This window comes from Acinetobacter wanghuae (assembly GCF_009557235.1).
GTDB lineage: Bacteria > Pseudomonadota > Gammaproteobacteria > Pseudomonadales > Moraxellaceae > Acinetobacter > Acinetobacter wanghuae.
Genome location: NZ_CP045650.1, coordinates 2,741,581 through 2,767,765, shown reverse-complemented (window position 1 = coordinate 2,767,765; position 26,185 = coordinate 2,741,581). Strand labels below are relative to the sequence as shown.

Sequence of the window (26,185 nt, the reverse complement as noted above, 5' to 3'; positions counted from 1 at the left end):
GTGAATAAATTTAAATTTAAAATCACATGTGGATAAGTTTATCCGCATGCTGTGGATAAAATATATCATAAAGTTATCCACAAAGTATAAGAATATTAAAAACAATGTTATCCACAGTGTAAAATATTAATTTAAAATATTAAAATGTACATCTCCACAGAAAAAAGCCGCCCTAATAGTAATATACTTAAATTTATAAATTTGAATTTAATAATAACAAAAGAGATTTCTGTGGATAATTTGCAGTGTTTTAAATTTAAATCTAGGGTTTCAGAGATGAACTAATAATAACTATGTGGATAACTCTGTTGATATACATGTTGGTAATTATTTAATTTATTTAAAACAAATACTTAATTTGTGATTAATTCCATTTATGACATTTAAAACCTTTCTAGAAAAGTTCATCATATTTATTGAATATCAGTCCTATCTAAAAAAGAAAATCTGATTTGCATTGACAGCTCAAGCAATGAGCACTAAAATCGCGGACCTTCATAGAAAGATCATTTTTTGGAGTTTCGATATGAAACGTACATTCCAACCGTCTGAATTAAAGCGTAAGCGCGTTCATGGTTTCCGTGCTCGTATGGCTACTAAAGCTGGTCGTCAAGTATTAGCTCGCCGTCGTGCAAAAGGTCGTCATAGCTTAACTGTTTAATCAGTTTCGCTAAGTCGATTTTGGGTGTTATGACAAAACTTTATAGCTTCGGTACAGACGTTCGTTTACGCTGTGCTGCGGATTATAAAGGTGTGTTTGATGGTGCGCTTTTTAAAGTGCATCAACCCCATTTCTTATTTCTTGCAAAACCTTCCGAACTGGCCAATAGCCGTTTGGGTTTAGTTGTTGCTAAGAAGAAAGTGCGCCGCGCACACGAACGAAATAGAGTAAAACGACTTGCTCGCGAAAGTTTTCGCCTGCATCAACAGCAATTAAATGACTTAGACATTGTGATTCTGCCAAAAATGGGCATTGATACAGTGACTAATGCAGAGTTGCATGAGCAATTACAATTTGCTTGGCAGAAGCTTAATCGTCTTGCCAAAAAGCATACAAAAATAGCACCCTCCCCACAAAAGTAGAGACAGCCAATGGTACGTTTACTACATTGGTTCATTCGTTTCTATCAGATTGCGATCAGTCCCTTACTTGGACCGCGCTGTCGCTATATTCCAACTTGTTCTCAATATTCATTGGAAGCAGTCCATACACATGGCGCTGTACGTGGTGTGTGGCTCGCTACAAAGCGTATTTGCCGTTGTCATCCGTGGGGTGGCTCAGGATTTGACCCTGTTCCCCCAAAAGCGATTCGTTTTATTTCATTTCAGCAAATAGATTCTCAAACGCGTCACGTTGTTGTACCCTTTCGTGATCGTTTAATGAACCAAAATCACTCTAACCACTTGGGGTAAAACATATGCAACAATGGGCCAGGATTGCCATTCTCGGAGCCATGTTTGTTGTCGCATATTTGCTCATTTTGGCTTGGCAAAAAGATTACGGAACAGCAGAAACCAAACCTCAGCAAGAAGCTGCGGTTGTTTCGCATGAAGTATCTGCAGATCTGCCAAATAGTCAGACCGTTGCAACAGCAGCGTCTGATGTGCCACAAGCAAATATGCCAGCACAGCAAGCTACGGATGCCACCGCACCTGTAAGTCAACAGCTTATTTCTGTTCAAACTGACCTGTATCACCTTTGGATTAGTCCAAAAGGTGGTGATATTGTTCGTGTTGAATTGCTCAATCATGACAAAAACAAAGACAGCGATGAGCCCTTTGTTATGCTTGAAAGTGATGCAAAACGTACTTATGTCGCTCAATCTGGTTTAGTGGGCTTAAATGGGCCTGACAGCAGCCGTAATGGTCGTCCAACGTATGAGTTAGAAAAAACAGCTTATACATTGGCAGATGCAAAACCAGCAAAAGGTAAAGACGGTAAAGATATTCAAGTTTTATCTGTTCCTCTAGTCCTTAAAACTGCTGATGGCATCGAGATCATTAAGACCTTCAACTTTACCGCGGGTGAATACCCTGTTGTTGTGAACCACAAAGTGGTGAACCGCAGTGGTCAAAACTGGCAAGGTCAAATGTTTGGTCAGCTCAAACGTGATAACTCTGAAGATCCAGGTAAATCAGACCAAGGTATCTTCACGCTAGGTACATTCCTTGGCGGCGCATGGGGTACACCAGACGAGCAGTACAATAAATTGAAATTCAACAATTTTGTTGAAGAAAAATTAACTACTGAAGCGAAAGGTGGTTGGGTTGCTATGGTTCAGCATTACTTCGTGAGTGCATGGATTCCAGGTAACTTAAAGCTGACTCAAGCCAATGGTGAAGCATATACAGCGAAATTAGAATCACGCAAATCAACTGATGATATGAATATCATTGGTTTTACATCTCCAGCATTTAATGTACCTGCAGGTACTGTGGCTGAGATTGATGCGCAGTTCTATTCAGGTCCTAAAATTCAATCTGAATTAAAAGATTTGGCAGCGGGCTTGAACCAAACTGTAGATTACGGTTGGTTATGGCCAATTGCGAAGTTGTTATTTGTTGGTCTTGAATTCTTCCACGGTTTAGTGGGTAACTGGGGTTGGGCAATTATTTTATTGACCATTCTAGTAAAACTGATCCTGTGGCCATTGTCGTCGAAGAGCTATCGCTCAATGGCTAAAATGCGTGTGATTGCACCTGAAATGCAACGTATGAAAGAAGAATTCGGTGAAGACCGTATGCGCTTCTCTCAAGAAATGATGGCATTGTACAAACGTGAACAAGTGAATCCACTTGCGGGTTGCTTACCGTTACTTCTACAAATGCCAATTTTCTTAGCATTGTATTGGGTATTGATGGAGTCTGTTGAACTTCGTCATGCGCCATGGTTGCTCTGGATTCAAGATTTATCTTCTATGGATCCGTGGTTTATTCTACCGTTGTTGATGGGCGCGACGATGTTCATCCAACAAATGTTGAATCCACAACCTGCTGATCCAATGCAAGCGAAGGTGTTCAAGATCATGCCGATCATCTTCACTGTATTTATGTTGTTCTTCCCTGCGGGCTTGGTTTTGTACTGGATCTGTAACAACAGTATTACCATTTTGCAGCAAAGTTTGATCAACAAATCAGTTGAAAAAGATCGTGCTAAACGTGATGAAGCGACCCCAGCAAACTAAGTCTTGCTGATGAGCTGAATAAATCCGCTTAAGATGGTAATCTTAGGCGGATTTTTCTTTGTCTGTATTTTCTGTTTTTTTCTAGGTGAATTTTATGCAAAACCGAACCACGATTGCTGCAATTGCCACACCACCCGGTCGTGGTGGCGTCGGTGTGATTCGCCTATCCGGTCCAAAATCTTATGCCATTGCGCAAGCACTGACACAACAAGAATTGCCTAAAGCACGCTTCGCGGGTTTCCGTAAGTTTTACTATGCCTCAGGCGAAATTATGGATGAAGGTTTGGTGCTGTGCTTCCCTAATCCGCATTCATTTACGGGCGAAGATGTGGTGGAACTCCAAGGTCATGGTGGACCTGTTATTCAGAATACCTTGCTCGCACGCGTGCTTGAACTCGGTGCGATGGCAGCCAAAGCCGGTGAATTTTCCATGCGTGCATTTGAAAATGGCAAAATGGATTTGGTTCAAGCAGAAGCCATTGCTGATTTGATTGATGCTAGTTCTCAGGCAGCTGCACGTTCTGCCGTGCGTTCATTGCAAGGCGCATTTTCAAGCAAAGTGAATACGGTGCTTGAGCAACTCATCCATTTGCGTTTACATGTGGAAGCCGCGATTGATTTCCCAGAAGAAGAAATCGACTTTTTAGCGGATGGTAAAATCTTAAAATTATTGGATGGTGTGACCACAGCGGTCAGCCAAGTCCAACAATCGGCACGTCAGGGGCAATTGCTACGTGAAGGTTTACAAGTGGTCATTGCAGGTAAACCTAATGCCGGAAAGTCATCTTTACTGAATGCTTTAGCAGGCGTTGAACGCGCTATTGTGACTGATATTGCTGGGACAACGCGTGATGTACTGCATGAAAAAATCAGTTTAAATGGCTTGCCAATGACCCTCACCGATACAGCGGGTTTACGTGAAACCGGTGATGTTGTGGAAAAAGAAGGGATTCGCCGCGCAATCAAGGAAATTGAACAGGCCGATTTGCTGCTCTTGGTGTATGACTTAAGCCAAGGTGATGATCCGCTGCAATTGGCTCAAGAATATTTCGCTGAACACATTGAACCAAAACGCTTAATGTTAATTGGTAATAAATGTGATCTAACGGGAATCGATGCTGCAATAGGTGATTTAAAAGGTTTCCGTCACATTACTGTCTCAGCGAAGCTCGAAACAGGTGTTCAATCGCTCATAGATGCGATTACAGCGCATGCAGGCTTCCAACCTGAAGAAGATACCTTTATTGCGCGCACACGCCATTTGGACGCAATGAAGCGCACACAAATCTATTTGGCGGAAGCACGTGAACAATTAGTCGTCTATAACGCAGGTGAACTGGTCGCTGAGTCATTGCGTCTTGCTCAAAATGCTTTAGGCGAAATTACCGGTGATTTCAGTGCAGATGATTTGCTCGGCAAAATCTTCGGCTCATTCTGTATTGGAAAGTAATTTTTAAACCAGATTAAAAAAAGCCCTTAATCGAGGGCTTTTTTTAATGCATTTGATTTCAGTATGGTTTTAAAGGTTAACCATAAAGCAAAACAGATTGTGGCAATAATCACACAATACAGGATGACACTCAGACTTAAACCATAATGGTCTGCACACCAACCTGCCAATAAAATCGGAATAATTGCACCTAGATAGCCACAAAATAAATAGGTCGAGGTCACAGCAGCACGGTTGGCACTATCTGTCATCACTTGAATTAAACCAAAAGCCCCCATGAGTGCAATACCATGTCCGATCCCAAAAAGTATTGCGCTGATAAAGAATAAGAGACTGATTTTTAAGTACATACACAATGCAAGAACAATGAGACTCATCGACATGCCAAATAATCCCAGACTCAAGCAATGAACAGCTTTGAGATGTCTGGCACACCATTGCGATAGACCTGAAACGATCAAAATAACCGTAATGGATGAGCCTGTAATGAGTGGGCCATGCCAAGGCAAAACTTCACGTGCAAAAGACGGCGATAATGAGGCAAATAAACTAAACGCAGCAAAGGTACAAAAGGCAGTCATGACTACAATGGCAAATGTGGAATTAAATTCTACTTTGGGTCGTTCAAGTTTTGGTGCCATGCTAAAAGGCTGTGCTTTAAATACAGGCGCTTGCATGCGACAGAGTCCGATAAAACACAATACGGCACCGATAGTGACTGGAATATAAGGCATCACTAAAGGATATTTGGAGAATTGACCAATCAATCCTCCGACAAAAGGTCCTAAACCGAAACCAATGACGGTAATAATAGAAATAATTTGTGATGAAGCCGCTTGAAATTTTGTGGGCATGGTGTGCATCAAACCGACCAAAGCAGAAGTCGTAATCAGACCTGATGCAATCCCAATCACAAATCGACCGAGGGATAAACTAATAGCACCTTGTGCGAATATTGATAAAATTAAGCCAAAACAAACAAGTAACATGCCAATTTTTAAGGTTTTCAGAAAACCAATACTGTTACTGGTTCGACCAAAAAACAGTAAAGTGGATAAACAGCCAAACATATAGGCAACAAAGATATAGGTAATCTGACTTGGTGCGAGTTGCCATACTTCTTGATAAATTGGATAGAGTGGACTTGCAAGAGCAGTACCGATCATTCCCATAATGAGCGTGAGGCTGACCATGAGAAAAGGCTGCCATGATTGTTGATTCATATTTTTAACTTATCGCTTTGGATTCAATAAAACTTGAATCATCATTTTTATCTTGAAAATCAAGGTTAAGTGTTAATCATTTTGAGATCAATGTATAATCCATGGAATTGGTTTTTATTTATGTAATGAATTGAATAATAAGATAAAAATAATTTTGAGATTATGTTGGTATCTTTGTCTCGGATATTTATTCCTATCATGCAAATTTGAGGAAAAAAACTGTCTAAAGAAAATATTAAAGTACGATGCATGTTCCACGTGGAACCTAAGTATTCATTTTTATCGTCGCTGAAACATAAAACACGCTTAACTTTGTTGATTTCAAGATTAGAATCAACAGCATCATCCTCTGTATCATGAGTAATCATTAATGTATAAGAAAACCATGCTGTTGGCATGTGCCGCCCTGATGTCATCTTTTGCTTCTGCTAATGTGGAAACTGTAAAAGCCAATCTAATAAAAAATAGTCCAAATTTAAAAATTGAAAATATTCAAACCACCGAGATGCAAGGTATTTACAGCGGCTCTATACAAGGACAAGTGGTTTACTTAAATCAAGATGCTAAACATATCATCGCGGGCTCAATGCTCCGCATTCAAGATCAGCATAATCTAACCCGTGATTTGGTCTTAAAGCAAAATAGTGTGGATTGGAAAAAACTACCGTTCAGTGATGCTTTAAAAACGGTTAAAGGAAACGGAAAACGTCAAATTGCGATCTTTTCTGATCCAAATTGCCCATATTGTAAACAACTTGAGTTAGAGCTAGCGAAGTTAAATGATGTGACCATTTATACCTTTGTATTGCCGTTAAAATCTCAATCTATTGCGCCATCAAAACAATTGTTCTGTGAAAAAAATCCGGCTCAAGCATGGCATGATTTAATTGTGAGCGGTTTGCAACCGAAAACCAGTAAAACATGTGCTAACCCGATTCAACGCAATATCGATTTAGCTAAATCTCTCAATCTAAACGGAACCCCTGCCATTATTTTCTCAAATGGCTTTAAAGTAATGGGTGCCTACCCTGCTGAAGAAATTGAAAAAATGTTTAAAGAATTAGGTCTATAAAAGATGTATTTTTCTTAAATACCTGATATTAAAAAAAGCACCACTTTAGGTGCTTTTTTTAATGAAAAATAAAGTTTTATATTTAAACTGTTTTCTTCTTGGTGACCATGTTATAGATAAACAGAATAATAATGGCACCAATCACAGATGCGATAAATCCAGCTGCTGAACCTTCAGAATATAAACCAAGTGCGCGTCCTGCAAAGGTCGCAACCAATGAACCTGCAATCCCGAGAACGGTCGTCATAATAAAGCCTGCTTTATCATTCCCCGGATGGATTGCACGTGCGATTAAACCTGCAATAAAACCGATAACAATGGCAACAATAATTGACCACATAAACAGACTCCTTATTATCATGAAAATATATTTGGATAATTTCATCTTGAAGGGAAATAGGCTCTTGAAACAGAGGATTACTGCAACGTCGTGTTGTTTTTTTGTTCATTCTGATAGTGAATTTTAGGCATAAAAAAAGTGACATAAAGCCACTTTTTTTATCACATGATCTTAAAGACCAATTTCACCAATAAATGGGATATGACGATATTTTTGATCGTAGTCTAAACCGTAGCCCACGATAAATTTATCTTCTACTTCAAAACCAAGGAATTTCACATCAAGCTCAATTTCACGGCGTGAAGGTTTGCTGACCAACGTACATAATTGAATTGAGTTAGGTTGGCGTGTTTCTAAAATTTCTAATACTTTGCTCAAGGTATTGCCTGAGTCGATAATATCTTCAACCACCAATACATCTTTACCACGGATTTCACCGTCCAAATCTTTTAAGATTCTTACATCACGTGAAGATACTGTACTACCGCCGTAGCTTGAGACAGTCATGAAGTCGAGTTCATGAGGCTTTGTAATGGCACGACATAAGTCAGCCATGAAAATCACTGAACCGCGTAATAAACCGATGAGCACAAGTTCTTTGTCACTATTGGCATAGTGTGCATCGATTTGAGCACCAAGCTCTTTGACTTTAGCATGAATTTCTTCAGCGGAAATCATTACGCTCATTTGAACGGTCATGGGTAGATACCTAAAAAGTAAAAATAGCAAAATAAAAAAGGCGTTGACTTGCAACACCTGTTATATCTGCAATTTTAATACATCCATGGGGTAGATGCACCTATTTTGCTTGCTGTAAATGTAATCATTTTTTAGGTTTTTGCGAATCGCGCTTCAAGCCAAACGTGGCGATCGCCACAATAGCCAATAAAAGCAGTTGTCGACCCTGCCCTTTAGTCACTTGATTTTTTGACATATGCTTTGTGTCCATAAATATAAGTCGCAGCAATATTGCGATCATCACCTAGGGTCATTAAGGCAAAGAATGCATCTTCTATATTTTTAGTTTTGGACTGACGCAGTTGCTGTAACGCGGTTGCATTCAAATCTAAAACAACAAAATCTGCTTCTTTTCCGACATTAAAGTTACCGAGTTTATCATCCAAGCTTAAGGCTTTTGCACCACCGATGGTTGCATGATAAAGCGATTCAAATGCCGAAAGCTTATCACCTTGAAGTTGTTGCACTTTGTAGGCTTCATTCAAAGTTTGTAATTGGTTAAATGACGTCCCTGCCCCGATATCTGTGCCTAAGCCGACTTTTACGCCTGCTTGCCATGCTTTTTTCAATGGGAATAAACCACTGCCCAAGAACAAGTTTGAGGTTGGGCAAAATGCGATGGCAGAATCAGTTTTATGCATACATTGCCATTCGTCTTCTTCTAAATGTACGCAATGTGCAAAGACCGATTTTGAACCTGTTAATCCATAATGGTCATAAACATCGAGGTAGCCTTGACGTTCAGGGAAGAGTTCTTTCACCCATGCAACTTCATTTTTATTTTCACTTAAATGGGTATGCACATAAACATCTGGATATTCAGCTTTCAGCTGCCCTGCTTTTTCGAGTTGTTCAGAAGTTGATGTCGGAGCAAAACGAGGCGTGATGGCATACAGATTACGCCCATTGCCGTGCCATTTTTCAATTAACGTTTTAGATTCACTGTAAGCTGTGTCTGCGGTATCCATTAGCGCTTCAGGTGCATGACGGTCCATCAAGACTTTACCGGCAATCAGACGCATATTTTGCGCGGTGGCTGCTTCAAATAACGCATTCACCGATTCAGGATGCACCGTACAAAACACGAGTGCAGTTGTAGTACCATTTTTTAGTAATTCTTGGATAAAGAACTGTGCGATTTTCGCTGAATAGTCTGGGTCTTTAAATTGGATTTCGGTGGGGAATGTATAGGTGTTGAGCCATTCTAAAAGCTGTTCACCATAAGCGCCGACCATTTCGGTTTGTGGGAAATGAATGTGTGTATCGATGAAACCGGGAATAATGAGTTGTTCTGGATAATGCTCAACCTGGGTGTTTGGAGAAAGTTGATATTGCCCTTCTTGCCATGTCCCAAACCACTGAATTTTACCATTTTGTGTGATGAGTAAACCATCTTCTACATAGCGCACTTGGGCGTGAATATCACGCGCTTGGGCAACCGTATTTTGAATATCGAGGAAGCGACCGCGGACTGCCGTCGTTGCAACTAAAGAAGACATTTTTAACCCTTTACTTTGTCATTTTTTCAATTGATTGTACCTGAAGTTCTGTGATGAAAACCTGCTGTATTGATTTTAAATAGAGCCTTTTTTATCAAAATTTGCTGCCATGCATTTATATAGTATGGTTATTCCAAAGCTAAAAAAGCCCTCCGAACGGAAGGCTTTTGATTGAATAAGAATGTTTATAGTGTTGTTTCGTGATGCTTTTTACTATGTCGAATTGATAAAAATGCGGTGATGGCAAGCACAAGCACAATAAAGCTTAAGGAAATCCAAATTGGCATATGGAACACATCGAGCATCAACATTTTGAAGCCAATGAACAATAAAATAATACCGAGACCATAAGGTAAATAATGCATTTTCGATGCAGCACCAGAAAGCAAGAAGAACATTGCGCGCAAACCTAAAATTGCCATCAAATTTGCGGTTAACACAATGAAGGGATCGGTGGTGACCGCGAAAATGGCAGGAATGGAATCGACCGCAAAAATCACATCCGATGCTTCAACCAAAATCAGAACCAAGAACAACGGCGTGACCCAAAGTAAGCCATCTTTACGAACGAAGAATTTGTCATCTTCCATGGTAGGTGTAATGCGCATACGCTTACGTAGCCATTTTAAAATTGCCATATCTTCGATATTGGGATCGTCTTCTTGTCCTTTGAGGAATTTGAAACCGGTATAGACCAAGAATGCTCCAAAGATATACAGCACCCAAGAAAACTCTTGAACGAACCACGCACCAATAAAAATAAAAATGGTACGTAAAACAATGGCGCCCAGTACACCGTAGAGCAGCAATTTACGTTGTAAAGCGGGTGGAATCGCAAATGCAGCAAAGATCATCAGCCAAACAAAGACGTTATCAATCGCTAAGGATTTTTCTAAGAGATAACCTGCAAAGTATTCCATGACTTTTGCATTGGCAATCGTGACACCTGCAGTTTGTTGCAAGTAAAGCCATAAACCACCACCAAATAAAGTTGCAACGCTCACCCAAGCGATGCTCCAATACGCTGCGGTTTTAAGTTTGATTTCCTGACCTTGTTTTTGTTTAAAGCCTAAAAAGTCGATCACAAGCATCACAAGTACGATGCCAAAAAATGCCAGATACAGCCAAAGCGTACCAATTGTTTCCATGTGAATCCTCCACATCTAACAATTGGCCATAAAAAAACCTCGACCAGTTGCTAGATGAAAAAACATCTATAACAACATGATCAAGGTCTTGCCTACATTTGTCAGTTATATGTGATAACACTGCAAATGCTCAGATACCGACTTCAAAAGAAGTGTAATGACGATATTCTGACACGTTTAGAACAATGTTCTTAAACGTTTGGAGGAGGCTACTCCCCTTGTTCAAATTCATTTGATTTGGATTAAATCCAAAATTCGATGCTAAGAGTCGCATAGAATTGAAGAAAATTCAATCACCGATTGCTTTTTCTAAACGGGTCATTAAATCTATCCTTCATTAGAGAAACAATGAGAAGGACACTAATAATGAGTAAAATGCATATTAAAATAATTGTAAAGTCCATTCAAAAAACTCAAAATACTATTATGTTATTAATTGTATCTTATAGTATTATTTTTGTAACTAATGTTTTTGGTTTTAAAGTAATCAATTTCACATAAAATATGGCTATTTATTGCTCTATAATATGAACTGTTCAGCTAGGCCAAGAGATATTAAGTTTGAAAGGCCAAAGTCAAACTTAATATCTATCAAAGACTAACGTGAAGTTTTAATGCCCTTATATTTTTAAAGTTTTTATGAGTAGGTCTAATTCTTTGAGTATGGTCTGATACATACTCACTTACCTTATCGCTTGTGATAAAAAGTCATGACGATTGACTAAATATAAAGTCAAGATAAATCCAACGCATGCGATGCTTGCGCCGACCCAACCAATCCCATTTAGACCGATATTTGCTGCAACGACACCTCCTAAAAGCGCACCTCCGCCAATGCCGACATTGTATAAGCCTGAGAAAATTGCCATTGCTACATCGGTTGCATCGGCAGCTAAATTTAAACATTTGGCTTGTAAGGCTAAACTAAAGCCAATAATGCTTACACCCCATAGAATACTTAAGCCATTTAAACCAAGCACATGATGAGAAAGTGGCAATAACAGCGCCATTGAAATGGCTAGTCCGCAAGTAAATAATGGAATGGTTAAACGTGGGAATTGCGGAGCAAATTTACCGAATAAATACGAGCCGATAAAACCTGCGCCACCATAAATCAGTAATAGTGTCGTGGTTTGTGAAGAACTAAATTCAGCGACAGTTAAGGTAAAGGGTTCAATATAACTATAAGCGGTAAATTGCGCACTGATCACAATCACTGTTAATGCAAAAATGAGCATTAGGCTCGGACGTTTAATTAAGCTTTTTAAGCTGCTGATCGAACCAGAATTTACGCTTGGCAGTAAAGGTAATGTTTTGGCCAAAATTAAGCAGACCACTGTAGCAACTACAGCAATGAGGGCGAAGCTATTACGCCAACCATATGCCTCACCAATCATACGACCAAATGGGATACCCAAGACCATTGCCATAGCGGTACCCGTAGAGAGCAATCCGAGTGCTTGGAACTCTTTGCCTTTAGGTGCAACACGAATCGCTAAAGATGCGGTAATGGACCAAAATAAAGCATGCGCGATCGCAATGCCGATACGACTGACAACCAAGACACTAAAGCTCCAAGCGAAATAAGACAGCACATGGCTCACAATAAACACGCCAAATAAAACCGTCAGTAAAAAACGCCGTTCAATGTTCTTGGTGAGCAGCATCATTGGTAACGATAATAGCGCGACCACCCACGCATAAATCGTCAGCATGAGTCCGACTTGGGTGGGTGACATGGTAAAACTACGACCAATATCACTCAGTAAGGCAACAGGAATAAATTCAGTGGTATTAAAAATAAAAGCAGCACAGGCCAAGGCAATGACACAAATCCATTGACGGGTTGTGTTGGGCTTGGTGTTAGATTGGGGCATAACAAATCAATACAGAAAAACGTGGCGGTATTTTATACGCCATTCTGCTAGATTCACATCTTTAAGCTCGGAAGATGGTTTATTTGTTTATACAAAACCAACAGTGTAAAAAATCAAAATATGCAAATCTTCAGAGATGACTGACAACATGACAGCAGATACAACTATGCAGATTTCACATCAGGAAAATGGTAGCAAAGGCGAATGGTATGTAGAACCGAATGAGCAGCGTTTGGCTGAAATGAGTTATTCATGGGCAGGAGATGATAAGTTTATTATTGATCATACCTGGGTGGATGATAGTTTACGTGGTCAACACGTGGGACGTTATTTACTAGATGAAGCAGTCAAATTTGCACGTGAAAAAGGTGTCAAAATTATTCCACTCTGCCCTTTTGCAAAATCTGTCTTTGATAAAGATCCTGAGATTCGAGATGTGTTGCATTAATCTTTAAATGCTTGACGCTTACGGTTTTTAAATAAGGTAATTCCCCAAAGGATAGCCAATAAAATTAACAAGCTTATCAGTGCAATATAAATATCCATGCGCTTTCTTTTATTCAGAACTCGATCTTAATATACGAATAAAGCGATATGGCAGCCTATCCCTAAGAATGGGTATTTTGAATATAAAAGTGTAAACAGTAGCGATGAGGTTTTAACTTTTTGCTTCAATGAATAAGGAATAAGATATATGCAGATTGAACATCAAAATACCAAACATGGTGGTGTGTTTTATATTGAGCGCGATCAGGCGCGTATTGCTGAAATCACCTATCAACAACGTGATGCACAGACCATGATTGCTGATCATACTTGGGTTGATCCGCTGTTGCGTGGGAAAGGTTTGGCGCGGCAGTTACTTGATGCCTTGGTTAGCTTTGCTCGAGAAAAACATCTTAAAATTATTCCACAGTGTTCATATGTCGATGTGATATTTAGACGTGATCCGAGCTTAGCAGATGTAGATGCATCAATTCTTTAAGCGTTTTCTTTGAGTATATTTACTATAAATTTTGAAAAAATTGCATTTGATCTGTTGCAAGATATTGGCTTGGAAAAATTTATATATACAACGCCCTATGATCAGTCCAAGCAAGGTCCAAATCATATCTTCATAAGGTTTTAAGAAAGTAATAACGGCTAAAATCAGTAAGCTACTTGTTTGATAAAATGCGCGATGTTGCACAAATGTTGAAAGTGACCAACTCACAAATAATGAGCTAAGTAACAAATTGATGCCGATACACAGGGCGGACAAATTCAAGCTAATGAGTAGTAGGAAAAAGCTGCATAGAACCACCAACGTTATGATCAGATCTTTGAGCAAATGTTCACCCCTTGATTTATTACTTTTATAAAGCTTTATTGTGACAAAACACTCATCGCTTTTAGCAAGATTCGCTGAGGTTTGCCCTTATTTTTAGACAGCTGAATTTAATATCTTATTTGTATTTTTTACTATTCAACAAAAGTTGCATACGTTTTGATCTTTCATCTATAACAACATAGTCCTTACCCAATGACATTGGCAAAAAAACTTAAAATACATCGCTTTCTTTTTTAAATATGATATTTCAAAAATAAAAAAAGCCCGCTTCGCGGGCTCTTTTCTTATATATAAATTAGGCTTTTAACGCTGTAATCAGCTTTTGATGTAAACCACCAAAACCGCCATTCGACATAATCACGACAGCATCGCCCTCGCCTGCTTCATCAACAACTGTTTGAATGATCTCATCCAAGGTACGCGCAACGACGGCTTTATTTGGAGATGCATCAATCACGGGTTGTAAGTCCCAATCTAGACCTTCAGGTTGATACCAAATCACTTCATCGGCTAAACGTGCTGAATGTGCTAAGCCATCTTTGTGGCTGCCCATACGCATGGTGTTTGAGCGTGGCTCAATAATCGCCCACAGTTTGCGCTCACCTAAACGCTTACGTGCGCCTTCAAGCGTGGTATCAATCGCAGTTGGGTGGTGAGCAAAGTCATCGTAAACTTCGATGCCACGTACAGTATCAAGCAATTCCATACGGCGTTTCACACCACCAAAGTTTGACAAGGCTTGGCATGCTGTTTCAATGGAAACCCCTACATGTTCTGCGGCTGCAATCGTCGCTAAGGCATTGGCAACACTGTGCTGCCCTGTCATATTCCAACGAACTTCACCTTTAACCACGCCATGTTGCAGCACTTTAAAATGTGAACCATCTTCAGAGAGCTGCTCGGCATACAGTTCAGATTTTTCATTGGCATCTAAAGATGTACGAACCACAGGTGTCCAACAACCCTGTTCTAAGACTTCATCAATATTGGTTTCAGTAATTGGGGCAATAATGCGACCTTCGGATGGAATCGTACGCACCAAATGATGGAACTGTTTTTGAATCGCAGCCAAGTCATCAAAAATATCGGCATGGTCAAATTCAAGGTTATTTAAAATCGCGGTTTTGGGGTGGTAATGCACAAACTTCGAGCGTTTGTCGAAGAACGCAGAATCATATTCATCAGCTTCAACGCAGAAAAATTTCCCACCACCTAGACGTGCACTTTCACTAAAACCAAGCGGTACACCACCAATCAAGAAGCCCGGTTCAAGCCCTGCTTGATCCAATACCCAAGCCAGCATCGTAGTCGTTGTGGTTTTACCGTGTGTACCGGCAACGCCTAACACGTGTTTGCCTTGCAATACATGGTCAGCAAGGAACTGTGGTCCTGAAATATACGGCAGACCTTCGTTCAGCATGTATTCTACCGCATCAATCCCACGTTTCATGGCATTACCGACAATCACTAAATCGGGATGCGGCTGTAAATGACTACGGTCATAGCCTTGCATTAGTGTGATACCTGCACTTTCCAATTGGGTCGACATCGGTGGATAAACGTTCTGATCAGAACCTGTCACCTTATGTCCGAGGTCGCGTGCCAATAATGCCAACGAGCCCATAAAGGTGCCACAAATGCCCAAGATATGCAGATGCATCGACTTCACTCCATTTTGCTGACACATCACTTTGTTTTTGTGCTGTTGTCATGATTTATTCGATTTACAGGCAACGATAGCAAGGCTTAAAGCGAAAAGATAGCATCAGCGTGATGGAAAATTCTCAGTATTGTTTGGCATTGATCTGTTTAAAAAATTGATGGGGTATTCACTGTTTAAGTTAAAAGCAACGTAAAATAGATTTTCATTTTAAAAGATAGATGATTTTCATGGCGTGGCCGCTTTTATTATTAATCTGTGCCAATTGTTTTATGACGTTGGCTTGGTACGGACATTTAAAGTTTTTACCGCATGATGCCCCGATTTGGCAGGCAGTTTTATTCAGTTGGTTTATTGCACTATTTGAATATAGTCTGATGATTCCTGCGACACGTTTACTGGCTCAAAATGGGTGGGCAGTCGGAGAAATGAAGATCACCCAAGAAGTGGTGACGCTGCTCGTCTTCGTTCCATTTATGATTTTCCTGTTTAAACAACCGTTTAAATTAGACTATGTATGGGCGGCACTGTGCCTATGTGGATGTGTGTATTTTGTCTTCCGAAGTCAGTAATAGCAGTGTTCAGACATTAGTCGGCTATTTTTCAGCAATATTTTAAAAAACGTAGAAAAAAACAATAAAAATCGAGCCTTGCTTTGACCGTTAAATTTTAAGAAGTTGAATTTTCAGTCTATAATATCGGCTCTTATTAAAGCTTGGCGCTAGTCGGGATTTATCTCTCTTAACTAATCTCTGGAAACATTGCAATGAATGCGGCCGCTTCACAAGACACTCCTCTCGTTGGAATTATCATGGGTTCTCAGTCAGACTGGGCAACGCTCGAACACACTGCCAATATGCTTAAGCAACTTGGTGTCCCATTTGAAGCGGAAGTGGTTTCTGCACATCGTACTCCAGATCGTTTATTTGAATATGCCGAAACAGCACGTGAGCGTGGGATTCAAGTGATTATTGCCGGTGCTGGTGGTGCTGCGCATTTACCGGGCATGTGTGCCGCGAAGACTGATCTTCCTGTTTTGGGTGTGCCTGTGAAATCATCGATTTTAAACGGTGTTGATTCATTGCTTTCAATCGTACAAATGCCTGCTGGTATTGCAGTCGGTACACTCGCAATCGGTCCTGCAGGTGCGACTAATGCTGCAATTATGGCAGCACAAATTTTAGGTTTGACACGCCCTAGCATCGCCAAAAATGTCGCAGATTTCCGTGCAGCACAAACTGAGAAAGTGGCAAGCAAAAACATTCCGGGTCAAGCCTAAGTCAACGCTTAAATAAGGAAAGATTCTCATGGATAAAACCATTGGTATTTTTGGTGGTGGTCAGCTTGGTCGTATGATGGCGCAAGCTGCATTGCCTTTAAACATTCAATGTACCTTTTTTGAAGCAAGTACTGACTGCCCTTCAGCTGCCTTAGGTCAAGTCATTTCGACCAAAGCTGAAAATGGTCTGCAAGATTTTATCAATAGCGCAGAAGTATTTTCACTTGAGTTTGAAAATACCCCACTTGCTGATGTTGATGTATTAACCAAAAACAAAGACCTGCATCCACCACGTCAGGCACTCGCGATTGCCCAACATCGCTTGTCTGAAAAAGCCTTATTTGATGAACTTGATATTCCAGTTGCGCCGTATAAAGCCGTGACTTCAATTGAAAGCTTACAAAGCGTCGTCGCTGAACTCGGTCTACCGATCGTGTTAAAAACCTCACGTGGTGGTTACGATGGTAAAGGTCAGTTTGTACTGCGTACAGCCGATCAAATTGGGCAAGCATGGGCGGAACTTGGTCCTGCCGGTGAACTGATTGCAGAAAGTTTTGTGACTTTCTCGCGTGAAGTGTCGATTATTGCGGTGCGTGGTCAAAATGGTGATGTGAAAACTTGGCCATTGGCTGAAAACCATCATCATAATGGCATCTTGTCGCACTCGATTGTACCTGCACCGAACAGTGCAGATTTACAGCCTGTGGCGCAAGATTACATCACTCGCCTGCTCAATCATTTGAACTATGTCGGTGTGTTAACGCTTGAGCTGTTTGTGACAGACAAAGGCTTATATGCCAATGAGATGGCGCCACGCGTACATAACTCAGGACATTGGTCGATTGAAGGCGCAGTATGCTCGCAGTTTGAAAATCATATTCGTGCCGTTGCAGGTTTACCCCTAGGTTCGACTGACATCATTCGTCCAACGGTTCTGGTGAATATTATTGGTCAGCATCCAAAGACTGAAGATGTATTGGCTTTAGAAGGCGCACATCTGCATCTTTATAATAAGTCAGAGCGTGAAGGTCGTAAAATTGGTCATATCACTTTAATGCCGAATGACAGTGCAGAACTCACCACTTTATGTCGTCAATTGGCGAAAATTTTACCGAATCCATTGGCATTGAGCGAAGATATGAGCATCTAAGCGTTAACTTGCTGATAAAAAAAGCGATCACTCCAGTGGTCGCTTTTTTATTTGCTTTGATTCAGGCATGATTGCGCCTCTTGAAAATATGACATCCATTTATCGGATCACGATATATTTCAATAGTCTAAAAAATATACAATCAATAATAAATAAAAAATGCCCAGTCAGACCTTTTTTGTTCCAAGAGAAATACTTTGAATTTAAAAGAATGTGACGGTTTTGAATTCAAAATAATAAATTTAAAAAATACGTTTTGAATTTAAAGTCTGAGACATGCAAGTTATGAATTTAAATTCAAATCACTACTATGAATTCAAAGTTTTAAATTTAAAATAATTGGATCGCGCTTTATTTTTTATACACAGCTTAAGATTTTGATAAATATCCAATTAAAAAAATAGTATCAAAGTTACTCACAGGTAGTATTTTGAATTCATAACTATTAGCGCCAATTTTTAATTTTAAATTCAAAAGATATCGCGGTTTTTAAATTTAAAAAATACTGTGGATAAGGTTTTGAATTCAAAACAACAAAATGAATTTAAAAATACAGGAATTATGAATTTAAAGTTACGTTTGCATGCTTTCATTTTTAATTTGAGCTGTTAAGGTAAATCTATAATTCGAAATCTAAGTATGAAAGGGTCTTATGCAACGGCTTGCACTTTTTGTTGGTTGTGTGGTTTTGGCAGCTTCACAGGCACATGCTGAATTAATTATGAATGGGCAGCGAGTAGCACCTGCTGACTTATCAACTCGTGGTGTCTCTTATTCACCAACTTCTAATACGTTTCAAAATTGCTTGGCGAACTTAAAATCTCAAGCCATCTCGAAAGGTGTGAGTGCTGCAACGTATGATCGTTATACGCAAAATTTAACGCCTGATTATTCAGTTATAGAGAAACTCAACTATCAACCTGAGTTTTCGACACCTATTTGGGACTATTTATCTGGTCTCGTTGACGAAGAGCGTGTGCAATTGGGGCGCCAAAAATTACAACAGCATCGAAGCGTCTTAGATCGTGTTGCAGCGCGTTATGGCGTACCTGCAGAAACAGTCGTTGCAGTTTGGGGAGTAGAAAGTAATTTTGGAGATATCGCAGGAAAATATCCTTTATTGCAGTCACTCGGGACGTTGAGTTGTGAAGGGCGTCGACAAGGCTATTTCGGTGGTGAATTTTTCACGACGTTAAAATTATTACAACGTGGCGATGTCAGTGAAGATCAATTAAAAGGTTCATGGGCAGGCGCTTTCGGTCATACGCAGTTTATGCCTTCGACTTATGATGAGCTCGCAGTTGACTTTGATGGTGACGGTCGACGTGATTTAGTGAGCAGTATTCCAGATGCATTGGCTTCGACCGCCAATTTTTTGAATAAGCGCGGTTGGCAAAATGGTCAGCCATGGGGATTTGAAGTCAAAATTCCTGAAAATATGTCAATTTCAGGAGAAAGTCGTAAAAATAAAAAGGCTTTAAATACTTGGATGAGTCGTGGAGTGGTGCGGGCTGATGGTTCGCCACTTATTCAAGGTAGTTTGTCTGAATATTCACAAGCGGGACTTATGGCACCTGCCGGTGCAAGCGGTCCTGTCTTCCTCGTGTTTAAAAACTTCGATGCGATTTATAGTTATAACGCTGCTGAAAGTTATGCTTTAGCGATTGCACATTTATCCGATCGTTTACAAGGACAGGGTGGCTTCAAACAAACTTGGCCAACAGCTGATGCCGGTACTTCGCGTGCAGAGCGTCGTGAAATTCAACAGTTTTTATTAAACCGCGGCTATGATATTGGTGAGGTCGATGGTCTGATTGGTGATAAATCTCGTCAAGCTATTCGTCAAGAGCAAAGTCGTTTGGGCTTAAGTCTAACAGGGCGTGCAGGACAGCAAATTTTAAAAGCTTTTCGGGATGAAAATGCCAAGAAAATTTTAAGATAACGGCTTATTTAAAAAGGTCTGCGTTTGCAGACCTTTTTTATGACTATATATAGGTACTTTTTGAAACTTAAACTGAAGTAATGGTACCCAATACCCGATAACCTGAAGCACCGGTTACAGCAGGTAAATTACCACTCAGTTGATTCATAAAGCGCATAGCCAACCAAGCAAAAGCAGTACCTTCAACCCATGTCGGACTTAAACCTAAATCTGCTGTGGTTTGTACGCTCCAATTGTGTTTGCGTAAACGCCAGCGTAATTGTTCAAGTAGGTTTGAATTATAGGCACCACCTCCACAAACGTAGACTTCACCTGTTTCCATACCTGAACGATAAATTGCTTTTTTAATCGCACGCGTGGTGAGTTTCATTAAAGTGGCCTGCACATTTTCAGGCGTGTCTTCTAATTCATCATATTGTAGATCATTACGCCAATCTAAAATTTGTTCATCAAGCCATTCAAGATTGAAATCTTCACGTCCTGTGCTTTTTGGGGGTTCTTTCGAGAAAAATTCATGTTCTTGTAAACGGTCAAGTAAGCTGCGAATTGGGGTTCCATAAGCTGCCCAATTGCCATTTTCATCATAAGGCTGGCCGGTATAACGTTCGCACCATGCATCCATCAAAATGTTGGCAGGTCCAGTATCAAAGCCATAGACATCTTCAGGCTTTCCGGCAGGCAACAAACTTACATTGGCGATACCGCCTAAATTTAAAATGACGCGGTGAATTGATTCGTGTTGGAAAATATCTTGGTGAAAAGCAGGCACTAAAGGCGCACCTTGTCCGCCAGCGGCTAAATCACGACGACGGAAATCTGAAATCACTGGAATGTTCGTAATTTCTGTAATGATATTTGGATCGCCAATTTGTAAGGTAAACGCATGTTCTGGACGGTGGCGAATGGTTTGTCCATGTGAACCAATGGCTTTAATTTGATTGCGATCAAGATTATTTTTTTCAATCAGCGCATTAATACCATGCCCAATCATTTTAGCTAAAGCAACATCGGCTTTGCCCATGCGATCAATTTCGTTGTCATCTGGCAAAGTCAGCGCCATGAGTTCATCACGAAGGTCAGGATCGAATGGAAGAGTAAGGGTGGCATGAAGTTGTAGAGGATCAAAAGAAGCAGCAACGATGTCGACACCATCCATGCTTGTGCCGGTCATTACCCCAATATAGATCGCTGTCATGGTTATTCTTAAGCCTGCAATGTGCTGAAAAAGTGTTAGTATATCGCACAAATTGTATAACTGATCTATTTGGATTTTGTGATGTCAAATTTCCTGCCGGCTGAAGAACAACTTGCCCTCATTCAACGAGGCACCCACGAAATTATTTCTGAAGAAGATCTTCTGAAAAAATTAAAGCTGAATCGTCCATTAAAAATTAAAGCGGGTTTTGATCCTACAGCCCCTGATTTGCACTTAGGTCATACAGTTTTAATTAATAAATTAAAAGTTTTCCAAGATTTAGGTCATGAAGTTTACTTCTTGATTGGCGACTATACTGCCATGATTGGTGACCCAACAGGTAAAAGTGCGACACGTCCACCATTGTCACGTGAACAAGTGTTAGCGAATGCAAAAACATATCAAGAACAAGTGTTTAAAATTCTTGACCCAAATAAAACCAAGGTTGTCTTCAACTCTGAATGGTTTGCAGAGAAATCTGCTGCTGATTTAATTCAATTGGCATCGCAACAAACAGTTGCACGTATGCTTGAACGTGATGATTTTACCAAGCGTTATAACAATCAACAGCCGATCGCAATTCACGAATTCTTGTATCCATTGGTTCAGGGTTATGACTCTGTTGCGCTTGAAGCCGATGTTGAAATGGGCGGTACAGACCAAACTTTCAACTTGTTGATGGGGCGTACACTGCAAGGTCGTTATGATCAAGAGCCGCAAGTGTGTATTACAGTGCCAATTCTTGAAGGTTTGGATGGCGTCAATAAGATGTCTAAATCTTTGGGTAACTATATTGGTGTGTTTGATGCACCAGGTGCAATGTATCAAAAAGTACTTTCAATGCCAGATTCATTGATTGAACGTTACTTCGAGCTTTTAAGCTTTAAGTCACTTGAAGACATTGAAGTCTTATTAAAAGAAATTGAAGATGGTCGTAACCCACAAGAAGTGAAAAAGATTCTTGCACTTGAATTGGTTGAGCGTTTCCACGGGGCGGAAGCTGCGGCTCATGCGCATAAAGGTGCAGGTAATATCATTACAGAAGGTGAACTTCCTGAAGGTACGCCTGAAGTGACGATTTCATTGTCTGAGTTTGGTGGTGAGATTTTCATTACGTCAATTCTACGTGAAGCAGGTTTGACTAAGAATTCAGCGCAAGCAAAAGATGCTTTGGGTCGTGGTGCTGTAAAAGTAGACTGGAATGCGGTTGATACCAGTTTTTCTGTGAAAGATAAAGTGACTTTGATTGTTCAGGCAAGTAAAAAAGCCATCGCAAAAGTGACCTTTGTTGACTAAGTGTTGTTATAAGTTATTGAATTAAAAGCAGGCTTCGGTCTGCTTTTTTTTATGAAAAGCTATATTACTATTTTGAATAAGCAAATTCAAAAAAACCTTATAAAAACAACGATTAATTTTTCCCAAATGCCTTGCGTTTATAAAATATTGTGTATAAGATTTATTCATCTAGAGAATTCGCGTTAAGCACATCTAGAGGGTAAACGTGGTACATAATAATGAACTCCACAATTTAAAAGTCTCTTCCCCAAGAGACTCTTTTTAAAGATTTAAATCGAATAACTATAATAATGATATGTTGGATCGGGTAAAGATTCATTCTAAGGAGGAGATTTTGGGAGAGATCTCTTCCTTTTTTATTTCCTAAATTTCTAGCTTGTTTTTCTCGAACAATATCTTTCTTTTACATATCATTTGAATGATCACCATTAAAAATGAAAACGTTTGAATTTTTCTAATAGAAATTTCACCATTGTGCCGACCAATAATGCACTGATGATCGTGCCCTCACGAACACCCACGATTTCGCTGAGCATCCAGGCACTTATAATTACAGCAATGAAGACCAAGATCAGATCGCCATATGTTTTACATTTGCCAAAACTGATCTTGAAGCGTTGTGACACAGCTGCATATAGTCCCTCGCCAGCTAAAAATACTAAATTGGCTTGAATCACAAAACACACGCCAAATGCGGTGAATAAGCAGCTCAGTAAGCACATTGCAATTTGCAGTGAGTAGATTTGAATCTGCCACGCTTGTGTCAGCCACATGAGCGCATCAATCATCAATCCAAAAATAAGCCCAACAGGAAGTTGTAACCACTGATGCCATTGAAAGTTTTTTTGTAATAAAAGCATTTGTAGAAGAATCATCACAATATGCATGAGGATCGTCAGCATCCCGACACTCATATTAAAGATAAAGCTTAAGGTATAGGGTAAAGATGAAATGGGAGATGTGCCCAAAGCAGAGTGAATGGAGAGCACCACCCCAAAAGCCATAAGAAATAACCCAATCACTAAAATAATGACTCTTGCTATATATGATGTTGGCATTTTGCTGACATTAGGTATAAAGCGGATAGTCTAAGTAAATACGAGCAATGTGGATATACACAAAAAAGCCATCTAAATATAAAAAGCTTGTGAGATTGTCGAGATTCACGAGATCTATCCATTAATTGCGCATAACAAAGCTAAGTTATATGTATAGAAAGAAATTCGAGTGAGTTAAAAATGGTTTATTAGCCAAAAAAGTGGGCGAGAAGGGTGGAATAGAAGATATAAGTTAAAAAATCCTATAGATTAAGACTTAAAACCTTTAAATGAAGCTCATTGTTGATCAATAAGAAAATGGTTTTTCATCAGTGAATACGATATTTTTTAATAAAAATGTGCAAAAAATAGGTAAAAAAGCAGTTTTTTTATGGTTTTTGTAGAAAAAAGATACATACGTGAAAAATATAGTGAATTAGGGGTTGCAATGATTCTGAAATCCTCTAGAATGCACCCATACCGACGAGATAGACGGAAACGAACGAAGCACGAAGTGCTGAGTTGTTAAGTTTATCGAAGTCCAGCTCTTAATACTGACGAAGTATTAAGAAGATCATTAAGAGATTATGAAGAACAACTTGTGTGGATTTTTACTGATTGATTGATCGAAATTATTTTCATTGATTGATGGTAGAAATTACTCGAAGTTTATTTGAGAAATATTTGTCAGAAAATTGATGAGCCAAGATTGGTAGCCTTTAAGCTACTACTGATTTTAAACTGAAGAGTTTGATCATGGCTCAGATTGAACGCTGGCGGCAGGCTTAACACATGCAAGTCGAGCGGATGAAAGTAGCTTGCTACTGGATTCAGCGGCGGACGGGTGAGTAATACTTAGGAATCTGCCCATTAATGGGGGACAACAGTTGGAAACGACTGCTAATACCGCATACGCCCTACGGGGGAAAGCAGGGATCTTCGGACCTTGCGTTAATGGATGAGCCTAAGTCAGATTAGCTAGTTGGTGGGGTAAAGGCCTACCAAGGCGACGATCTGTAGCGGGTCTGAGAGTGATCCCCACACTGGGACTGAGACACGGCCCAGACTCCTACGGAGGCAGCAGTGGGGAATATTGGACAATGGGGGGAACCCTGATCCAGCCATGCCGCGTGTGTGAAGAAGGCCTTTTGGTTGTAAAGCACTTTAAGCGAGGAGGAGGCGCCCTAGACTAATACTCTAGGTGCGTGGTTACTCGCAGAATAAGCACCGGCTAACTCTGTGCCGCAGCCGCGGTAATACAGAGGGTGCGAGCGTTAATCGGATTTACTGGGCGTAAAGCGTGCGTAGGTGGCCAATTAAGTCAAATGTGAAATCCCTGAGCTTAACTTAGGAATTGCATTCGATACTGGTTGGCTAGAGTATGGGAGAGGATGGTAGAATTCCAGGTGTAGCGGTGAAATGCGTAGAGATCTGGAGGAATACCGATGGCGAAGGCAGCCATCTGGCCTAATACTGACACTGAGGCACGAAAGCATGGGGAGCAAACAGGATTAGATACCCTGGTAGTCCATGCCGTAAACGATGTCTACTAGCCGTTGGGGTCTTTGAGACTTTAGTGGCGCAGCTAACGCGATAAGTAGACCGCCTGGGGAGTACGGTCGCAAGACTAAAACTCAAATGAATTGACGGGGGCCCGCACAAGCGGTGGAGCATGTGGTTTAATTCGATGCAACGCGAAGAACCTTACCTGGTCTTGACATAGTAAGAACTTTCCAGAGATGGATTGGTGCCTTCGGGAGCTTACATACAGGTGCTGCATGGCTGTCGTCAGCTCGTGTCGTGAGATGTTGGGTTAAGTCCCGCAACGAGCGCAACCCTTTTCCTTATTTGCCAGCGGGTTAAGCCGGGAACTTTAAGGATACTGCCAGTGACAAACTGGAGGAAGGCGGGGACGACGTCAAGTCATCATGGCCCTTACGACCAGGGCTACACACGTGCTACAATGGTCGGTACAAAGGGTTGCTACCTAGCGATAGGATGCTAATCTCAAAAAGCCGATCGTAGTCCGGATTGGAGTCTGCAACTCGACTCCATGAAGTCGGAATCGCTAGTAATCGCGGATCAGAATGCCGCGGTGAATACGTTCCCGGGCCTTGTACACACCGCCCGTCACACCATGGGAGTTTGTTGCACCAGAAGTAGCTAGCCTAACTTAATTGAGGGCGGTTACCACGGTGTGGCCGACGACTGGGGTGAAGTCGTAACAAGGTAGCCGTAGGGGAACCTGCGGCTGGATCACCTCCTTAACGAAAGATTGACGATTGGTAAGAATCCACAACAAGTTGTTCTTCATACGATGTACCTGAGGGTCTGTAGCTCAGTTGGTTAGAGCACACGCTTGATAAGCGTGGGGTCACAAGTTCAAGTCTTGTCAGACCCACCATCTGCAAAACAGAAATCAGATACATTGATCTAAATGATAAGCTGGGGACTTAGCTTAGTTGGTAGAGCGCCTGCTTTGCACGCAGGAGGTCAACGGTTCGACTCCGTTAGTCTCCACCAAATTTCAAGACAAGAAAAGCATGCTTTTCCTTGAAATTTAGGCAAGAAGCTACGCTTCGCGCAGTATGTGATCATACGGTGCTGAGGTTGATTAGTCCTTGAGCTGTCAAGTGTTTAGATTCTAGAGATTAACAAGTATAAGCGTTATGATACGCGCACTTGGTAATCTCTGTGATTTATCACAGTTGCTACGATCCGATGAGGACGTAGACAATCATTAACAGAATATATTTGAGTTGAA

At 40.5% G+C, this 26,185-nt stretch carries 22 protein-coding genes, 2 tRNA genes and 1 rRNA gene; 16 read left to right on the top strand and 9 right to left on the bottom strand.

Annotation, left to right across the window (positions count from 1 at the left end):
• Positions 1-526: 526 nt before the first annotated feature.
• From rpmH to mnmE, 5 genes are all read left to right on the top strand, one after another.
• The gene (rpmH, locus tag GFH30_RS13255) at positions 527-661 is read left to right on the top strand and encodes a 50S ribosomal protein L34 (protein ID WP_000831329.1); all 135 of its coding nucleotides are present in this window, start codon (positions 527-529) and stop codon (positions 659-661) included.
• Between the two features lie 29 nt (positions 662-690).
• Positions 691-1,083: a ribonuclease P protein component gene (gene rnpA / locus GFH30_RS13250; protein ID WP_153373309.1), complete on the top strand. Its 393-nt coding sequence runs from the start codon at positions 691-693 to the stop codon at positions 1,081-1,083.
• A 9-nt stretch (positions 1,084-1,092) separates the two neighbouring features.
• Positions 1,093-1,413: a membrane protein insertion efficiency factor YidD gene (yidD, locus tag GFH30_RS13245; protein WP_153373307.1), complete on the top strand. Its 321-nt coding sequence runs from the start codon at positions 1,093-1,095 to the stop codon at positions 1,411-1,413.
• A 5-nt stretch (positions 1,414-1,418) separates the two neighbouring features.
• Positions 1,419-3,185, top strand: coding sequence for a membrane protein insertase YidC (yidC, locus tag GFH30_RS13240; protein ID WP_153373305.1), 1,767 nt, complete (start codon positions 1,419-1,421; stop codon positions 3,183-3,185).
• Between the two features lie 94 nt (positions 3,186-3,279).
• Positions 3,280-4,635 (top strand): tRNA uridine-5-carboxymethylaminomethyl(34) synthesis GTPase MnmE, encoded by a 1,356-nt coding sequence (gene mnmE, locus GFH30_RS13235; RefSeq protein WP_153373303.1) that lies wholly within the window; start codon positions 3,280-3,282, stop codon positions 4,633-4,635.
• 26 nt (positions 4,636-4,661) lie between these two features.
• Here the strand turns inward: mnmE and GFH30_RS13230 are convergent, their stop codons facing one another.
• Positions 4,662-5,858, bottom strand: coding sequence for an MFS transporter (locus GFH30_RS13230; RefSeq protein WP_435370165.1), 1,197 nt, complete (start codon positions 5,856-5,858; stop codon positions 4,662-4,664).
• Positions 5,859-6,228: 370 nt separating this feature from the next.
• Here GFH30_RS13230 and GFH30_RS13225 point away from each other — a divergent pair, with 370 nt between their 5' ends.
• Positions 6,229-6,930, top strand: a complete 702-nt coding sequence (locus GFH30_RS13225; RefSeq protein WP_153373301.1) for a DsbC family protein — start codon at positions 6,229-6,231, stop codon at positions 6,928-6,930.
• Between the two features lie 82 nt (positions 6,931-7,012).
• On the opposite strand, the gene GFH30_RS13220 is transcribed toward GFH30_RS13225, so the two are convergent.
• From GFH30_RS13220 to GFH30_RS13200, 5 genes are all read right to left on the bottom strand, one after another.
• The gene (locus GFH30_RS13220; RefSeq protein ID WP_153373299.1) at positions 7,013-7,270 is read right to left on the bottom strand and encodes a GlsB/YeaQ/YmgE family stress response membrane protein; all 258 of its coding nucleotides are present in this window, start codon (positions 7,268-7,270) and stop codon (positions 7,013-7,015) included.
• 171 nt (positions 7,271-7,441) lie between these two features.
• Positions 7,442-7,969: a hypoxanthine phosphoribosyltransferase gene (gene hpt / locus GFH30_RS13215; RefSeq protein WP_153373297.1), complete on the bottom strand. Its 528-nt coding sequence runs from the start codon at positions 7,967-7,969 to the stop codon at positions 7,442-7,444.
• A 212-nt stretch (positions 7,970-8,181) separates the two neighbouring features.
• Positions 8,182-9,507, bottom strand: coding sequence for a guanine deaminase (gene guaD / locus GFH30_RS13210; RefSeq protein WP_153373295.1), 1,326 nt, complete (start codon positions 9,505-9,507; stop codon positions 8,182-8,184).
• A gap of 185 nt (positions 9,508-9,692) precedes the next feature.
• On the bottom strand, positions 9,693-10,655 hold the full coding sequence (locus tag GFH30_RS13205; protein ID WP_153373293.1) for a TerC family protein: 963 nt from the start codon (positions 10,653-10,655) through the stop codon (positions 9,693-9,695).
• 683 nt (positions 10,656-11,338) lie between these two features.
• Positions 11,339-12,532: a sugar transporter gene (locus GFH30_RS13200; RefSeq protein ID WP_153373291.1), complete on the bottom strand. Its 1,194-nt coding sequence runs from the start codon at positions 12,530-12,532 to the stop codon at positions 11,339-11,341.
• Positions 12,533-12,698: 166 nt separating this feature from the next.
• Here GFH30_RS13200 and GFH30_RS13195 point away from each other — a divergent pair, with 166 nt between their 5' ends.
• Positions 12,699-12,980, top strand: coding sequence for a GNAT family N-acetyltransferase (locus GFH30_RS13195; RefSeq protein ID WP_153373486.1), 282 nt, complete (start codon positions 12,699-12,701; stop codon positions 12,978-12,980).
• A 246-nt stretch (positions 12,981-13,226) separates the two neighbouring features.
• Complete coding sequence (locus GFH30_RS13190; protein WP_153373289.1) at positions 13,227-13,517, top strand: GNAT family N-acetyltransferase; 291 nt, start codon at positions 13,227-13,229, stop codon at positions 13,515-13,517.
• Between the two features lie 640 nt (positions 13,518-14,157).
• On the opposite strand, the gene mpl is transcribed toward GFH30_RS13190, so the two are convergent.
• Positions 14,158-15,522: a UDP-N-acetylmuramate:L-alanyl-gamma-D-glutamyl-meso-diaminopimelate ligase gene (mpl, locus tag GFH30_RS13185; protein WP_153373287.1), complete on the bottom strand. Its 1,365-nt coding sequence runs from the start codon at positions 15,520-15,522 to the stop codon at positions 14,158-14,160.
• Positions 15,523-15,752: 230 nt separating this feature from the next.
• Here mpl and GFH30_RS13180 point away from each other — a divergent pair, with 230 nt between their 5' ends.
• From GFH30_RS13180 to GFH30_RS13165, 4 genes are all read left to right on the top strand, one after another.
• Positions 15,753-16,094 (top strand): DMT family protein, encoded by a 342-nt coding sequence (locus GFH30_RS13180; RefSeq protein ID WP_153373285.1) that lies wholly within the window; start codon positions 15,753-15,755, stop codon positions 16,092-16,094.
• Between the two features lie 194 nt (positions 16,095-16,288).
• The gene (purE, locus tag GFH30_RS13175) at positions 16,289-16,801 is read left to right on the top strand and encodes a 5-(carboxyamino)imidazole ribonucleotide mutase (protein WP_153373283.1); all 513 of its coding nucleotides are present in this window, start codon (positions 16,289-16,291) and stop codon (positions 16,799-16,801) included.
• Positions 16,802-16,829: 28 nt separating this feature from the next.
• Positions 16,830-17,951 carry a 5-(carboxyamino)imidazole ribonucleotide synthase gene (locus GFH30_RS13170; protein ID WP_153373282.1) on the top strand — a complete coding sequence of 374 codons (1,122 nt, stop codon included), beginning with the start codon at positions 16,830-16,832 and terminating at the stop codon, positions 17,949-17,951.
• Between the two features lie 652 nt (positions 17,952-18,603).
• Positions 18,604-19,893 (top strand): lytic murein transglycosylase, encoded by a 1,290-nt coding sequence (locus tag GFH30_RS13165; RefSeq protein ID WP_153373280.1) that lies wholly within the window; start codon positions 18,604-18,606, stop codon positions 19,891-19,893.
• 67 nt (positions 19,894-19,960) lie between these two features.
• Here GFH30_RS13165 and GFH30_RS13160 read toward each other — a convergent pair whose 3' ends face one another.
• Complete coding sequence (locus GFH30_RS13160; RefSeq protein ID WP_153373278.1) at positions 19,961-21,088, bottom strand: anhydro-N-acetylmuramic acid kinase; 1,128 nt, start codon at positions 21,086-21,088, stop codon at positions 19,961-19,963.
• A 63-nt stretch (positions 21,089-21,151) separates the two neighbouring features.
• Here GFH30_RS13160 and tyrS point away from each other — a divergent pair, with 63 nt between their 5' ends.
• Entirely contained in the window at positions 21,152-22,384 is a 1,233-nt protein-coding gene (tyrS, locus tag GFH30_RS13155; protein ID WP_171501064.1) for a tyrosine--tRNA ligase, read from the top strand.
• Positions 22,385-22,812: 428 nt separating this feature from the next.
• Here tyrS and GFH30_RS13150 read toward each other — a convergent pair whose 3' ends face one another.
• Positions 22,813-23,442: a YczE/YyaS/YitT family protein gene (locus GFH30_RS13150; RefSeq protein WP_227551521.1), complete on the bottom strand. Its 630-nt coding sequence runs from the start codon at positions 23,440-23,442 to the stop codon at positions 22,813-22,815.
• 717 nt (positions 23,443-24,159) lie between these two features.
• Here GFH30_RS13150 and GFH30_RS13145 point away from each other — a divergent pair.
• From GFH30_RS13145 to GFH30_RS13135, 3 genes are all read left to right on the top strand, one after another.
• Positions 24,160-25,688 (top strand): 16S ribosomal RNA (locus tag GFH30_RS13145).
• 60 nt (positions 25,689-25,748) lie between these two features.
• Positions 25,749-25,825, top strand: a tRNA-Ile gene (locus GFH30_RS13140).
• 43 nt (positions 25,826-25,868) lie between these two features.
• A tRNA-Ala gene (locus GFH30_RS13135) sits at positions 25,869-25,944 on the top strand.
• Positions 25,945-26,185 lie beyond the last annotated feature (241 nt).

Bases quoted from the DNA above. Each gene is read 5' to 3' on its own strand.
- rpmH (WP_000831329.1), top strand. From the start codon at position 527: ATGAAACGTACATTCCAACCGTCTGAATTAAAGCGTAAGCGCGTTCAT.
- rnpA (WP_153373309.1), top strand. From the start codon at position 691: ATGACAAAACTTTATAGCTTCGGTACAGACGTTCGTTTACGCTGTGCT.
- yidD (WP_153373307.1), top strand. From the start codon at position 1,093: ATGGTACGTTTACTACATTGGTTCATTCGTTTCTATCAGATTGCGATC.
- yidC (WP_153373305.1), top strand. From the start codon at position 1,419: ATGCAACAATGGGCCAGGATTGCCATTCTCGGAGCCATGTTTGTTGTC.
- mnmE (WP_153373303.1), top strand. From the start codon at position 3,280: ATGCAAAACCGAACCACGATTGCTGCAATTGCCACACCACCCGGTCGT.
- GFH30_RS13230 (WP_435370165.1), bottom strand. From the start codon at position 5,858: ATGAATCAACAATCATGGCAGCCTTTTCTCATGGTCAGCCTCACGCTC.
- GFH30_RS13225 (WP_153373301.1), top strand. From the start codon at position 6,229: ATGTATAAGAAAACCATGCTGTTGGCATGTGCCGCCCTGATGTCATCT.
- GFH30_RS13220 (WP_153373299.1), bottom strand. From the start codon at position 7,270: ATGTGGTCAATTATTGTTGCCATTGTTATCGGTTTTATTGCAGGTTTA.
- hpt (WP_153373297.1), bottom strand. From the start codon at position 7,969: ATGACCGTTCAAATGAGCGTAATGATTTCCGCTGAAGAAATTCATGCT.
- guaD (WP_153373295.1), bottom strand. From the start codon at position 9,507: ATGTCTTCTTTAGTTGCAACGACGGCAGTCCGCGGTCGCTTCCTCGAT.
- GFH30_RS13205 (WP_153373293.1), bottom strand. From the start codon at position 10,655: ATGGAAACAATTGGTACGCTTTGGCTGTATCTGGCATTTTTTGGCATC.
- GFH30_RS13200 (WP_153373291.1), bottom strand. From the start codon at position 12,532: ATGCCCCAATCTAACACCAAGCCCAACACAACCCGTCAATGGATTTGT.
- GFH30_RS13195 (WP_153373486.1), top strand. From the start codon at position 12,699: ATGCAGATTTCACATCAGGAAAATGGTAGCAAAGGCGAATGGTATGTA.
- GFH30_RS13190 (WP_153373289.1), top strand. From the start codon at position 13,227: ATGCAGATTGAACATCAAAATACCAAACATGGTGGTGTGTTTTATATT.
- mpl (WP_153373287.1), bottom strand. From the start codon at position 15,522: ATGCATCTGCATATCTTGGGCATTTGTGGCACCTTTATGGGCTCGTTG.
- GFH30_RS13180 (WP_153373285.1), top strand. From the start codon at position 15,753: ATGGCGTGGCCGCTTTTATTATTAATCTGTGCCAATTGTTTTATGACG.
- purE (WP_153373283.1), top strand. From the start codon at position 16,289: ATGAATGCGGCCGCTTCACAAGACACTCCTCTCGTTGGAATTATCATG.
- GFH30_RS13170 (WP_153373282.1), top strand. From the start codon at position 16,830: ATGGATAAAACCATTGGTATTTTTGGTGGTGGTCAGCTTGGTCGTATG.
- GFH30_RS13165 (WP_153373280.1), top strand. From the start codon at position 18,604: ATGCAACGGCTTGCACTTTTTGTTGGTTGTGTGGTTTTGGCAGCTTCA.
- GFH30_RS13160 (WP_153373278.1), bottom strand. From the start codon at position 21,088: ATGACAGCGATCTATATTGGGGTAATGACCGGCACAAGCATGGATGGT.
- GFH30_RS13150 (WP_227551521.1), bottom strand. From the start codon at position 23,442: ATGCCAACATCATATATAGCAAGAGTCATTATTTTAGTGATTGGGTTA.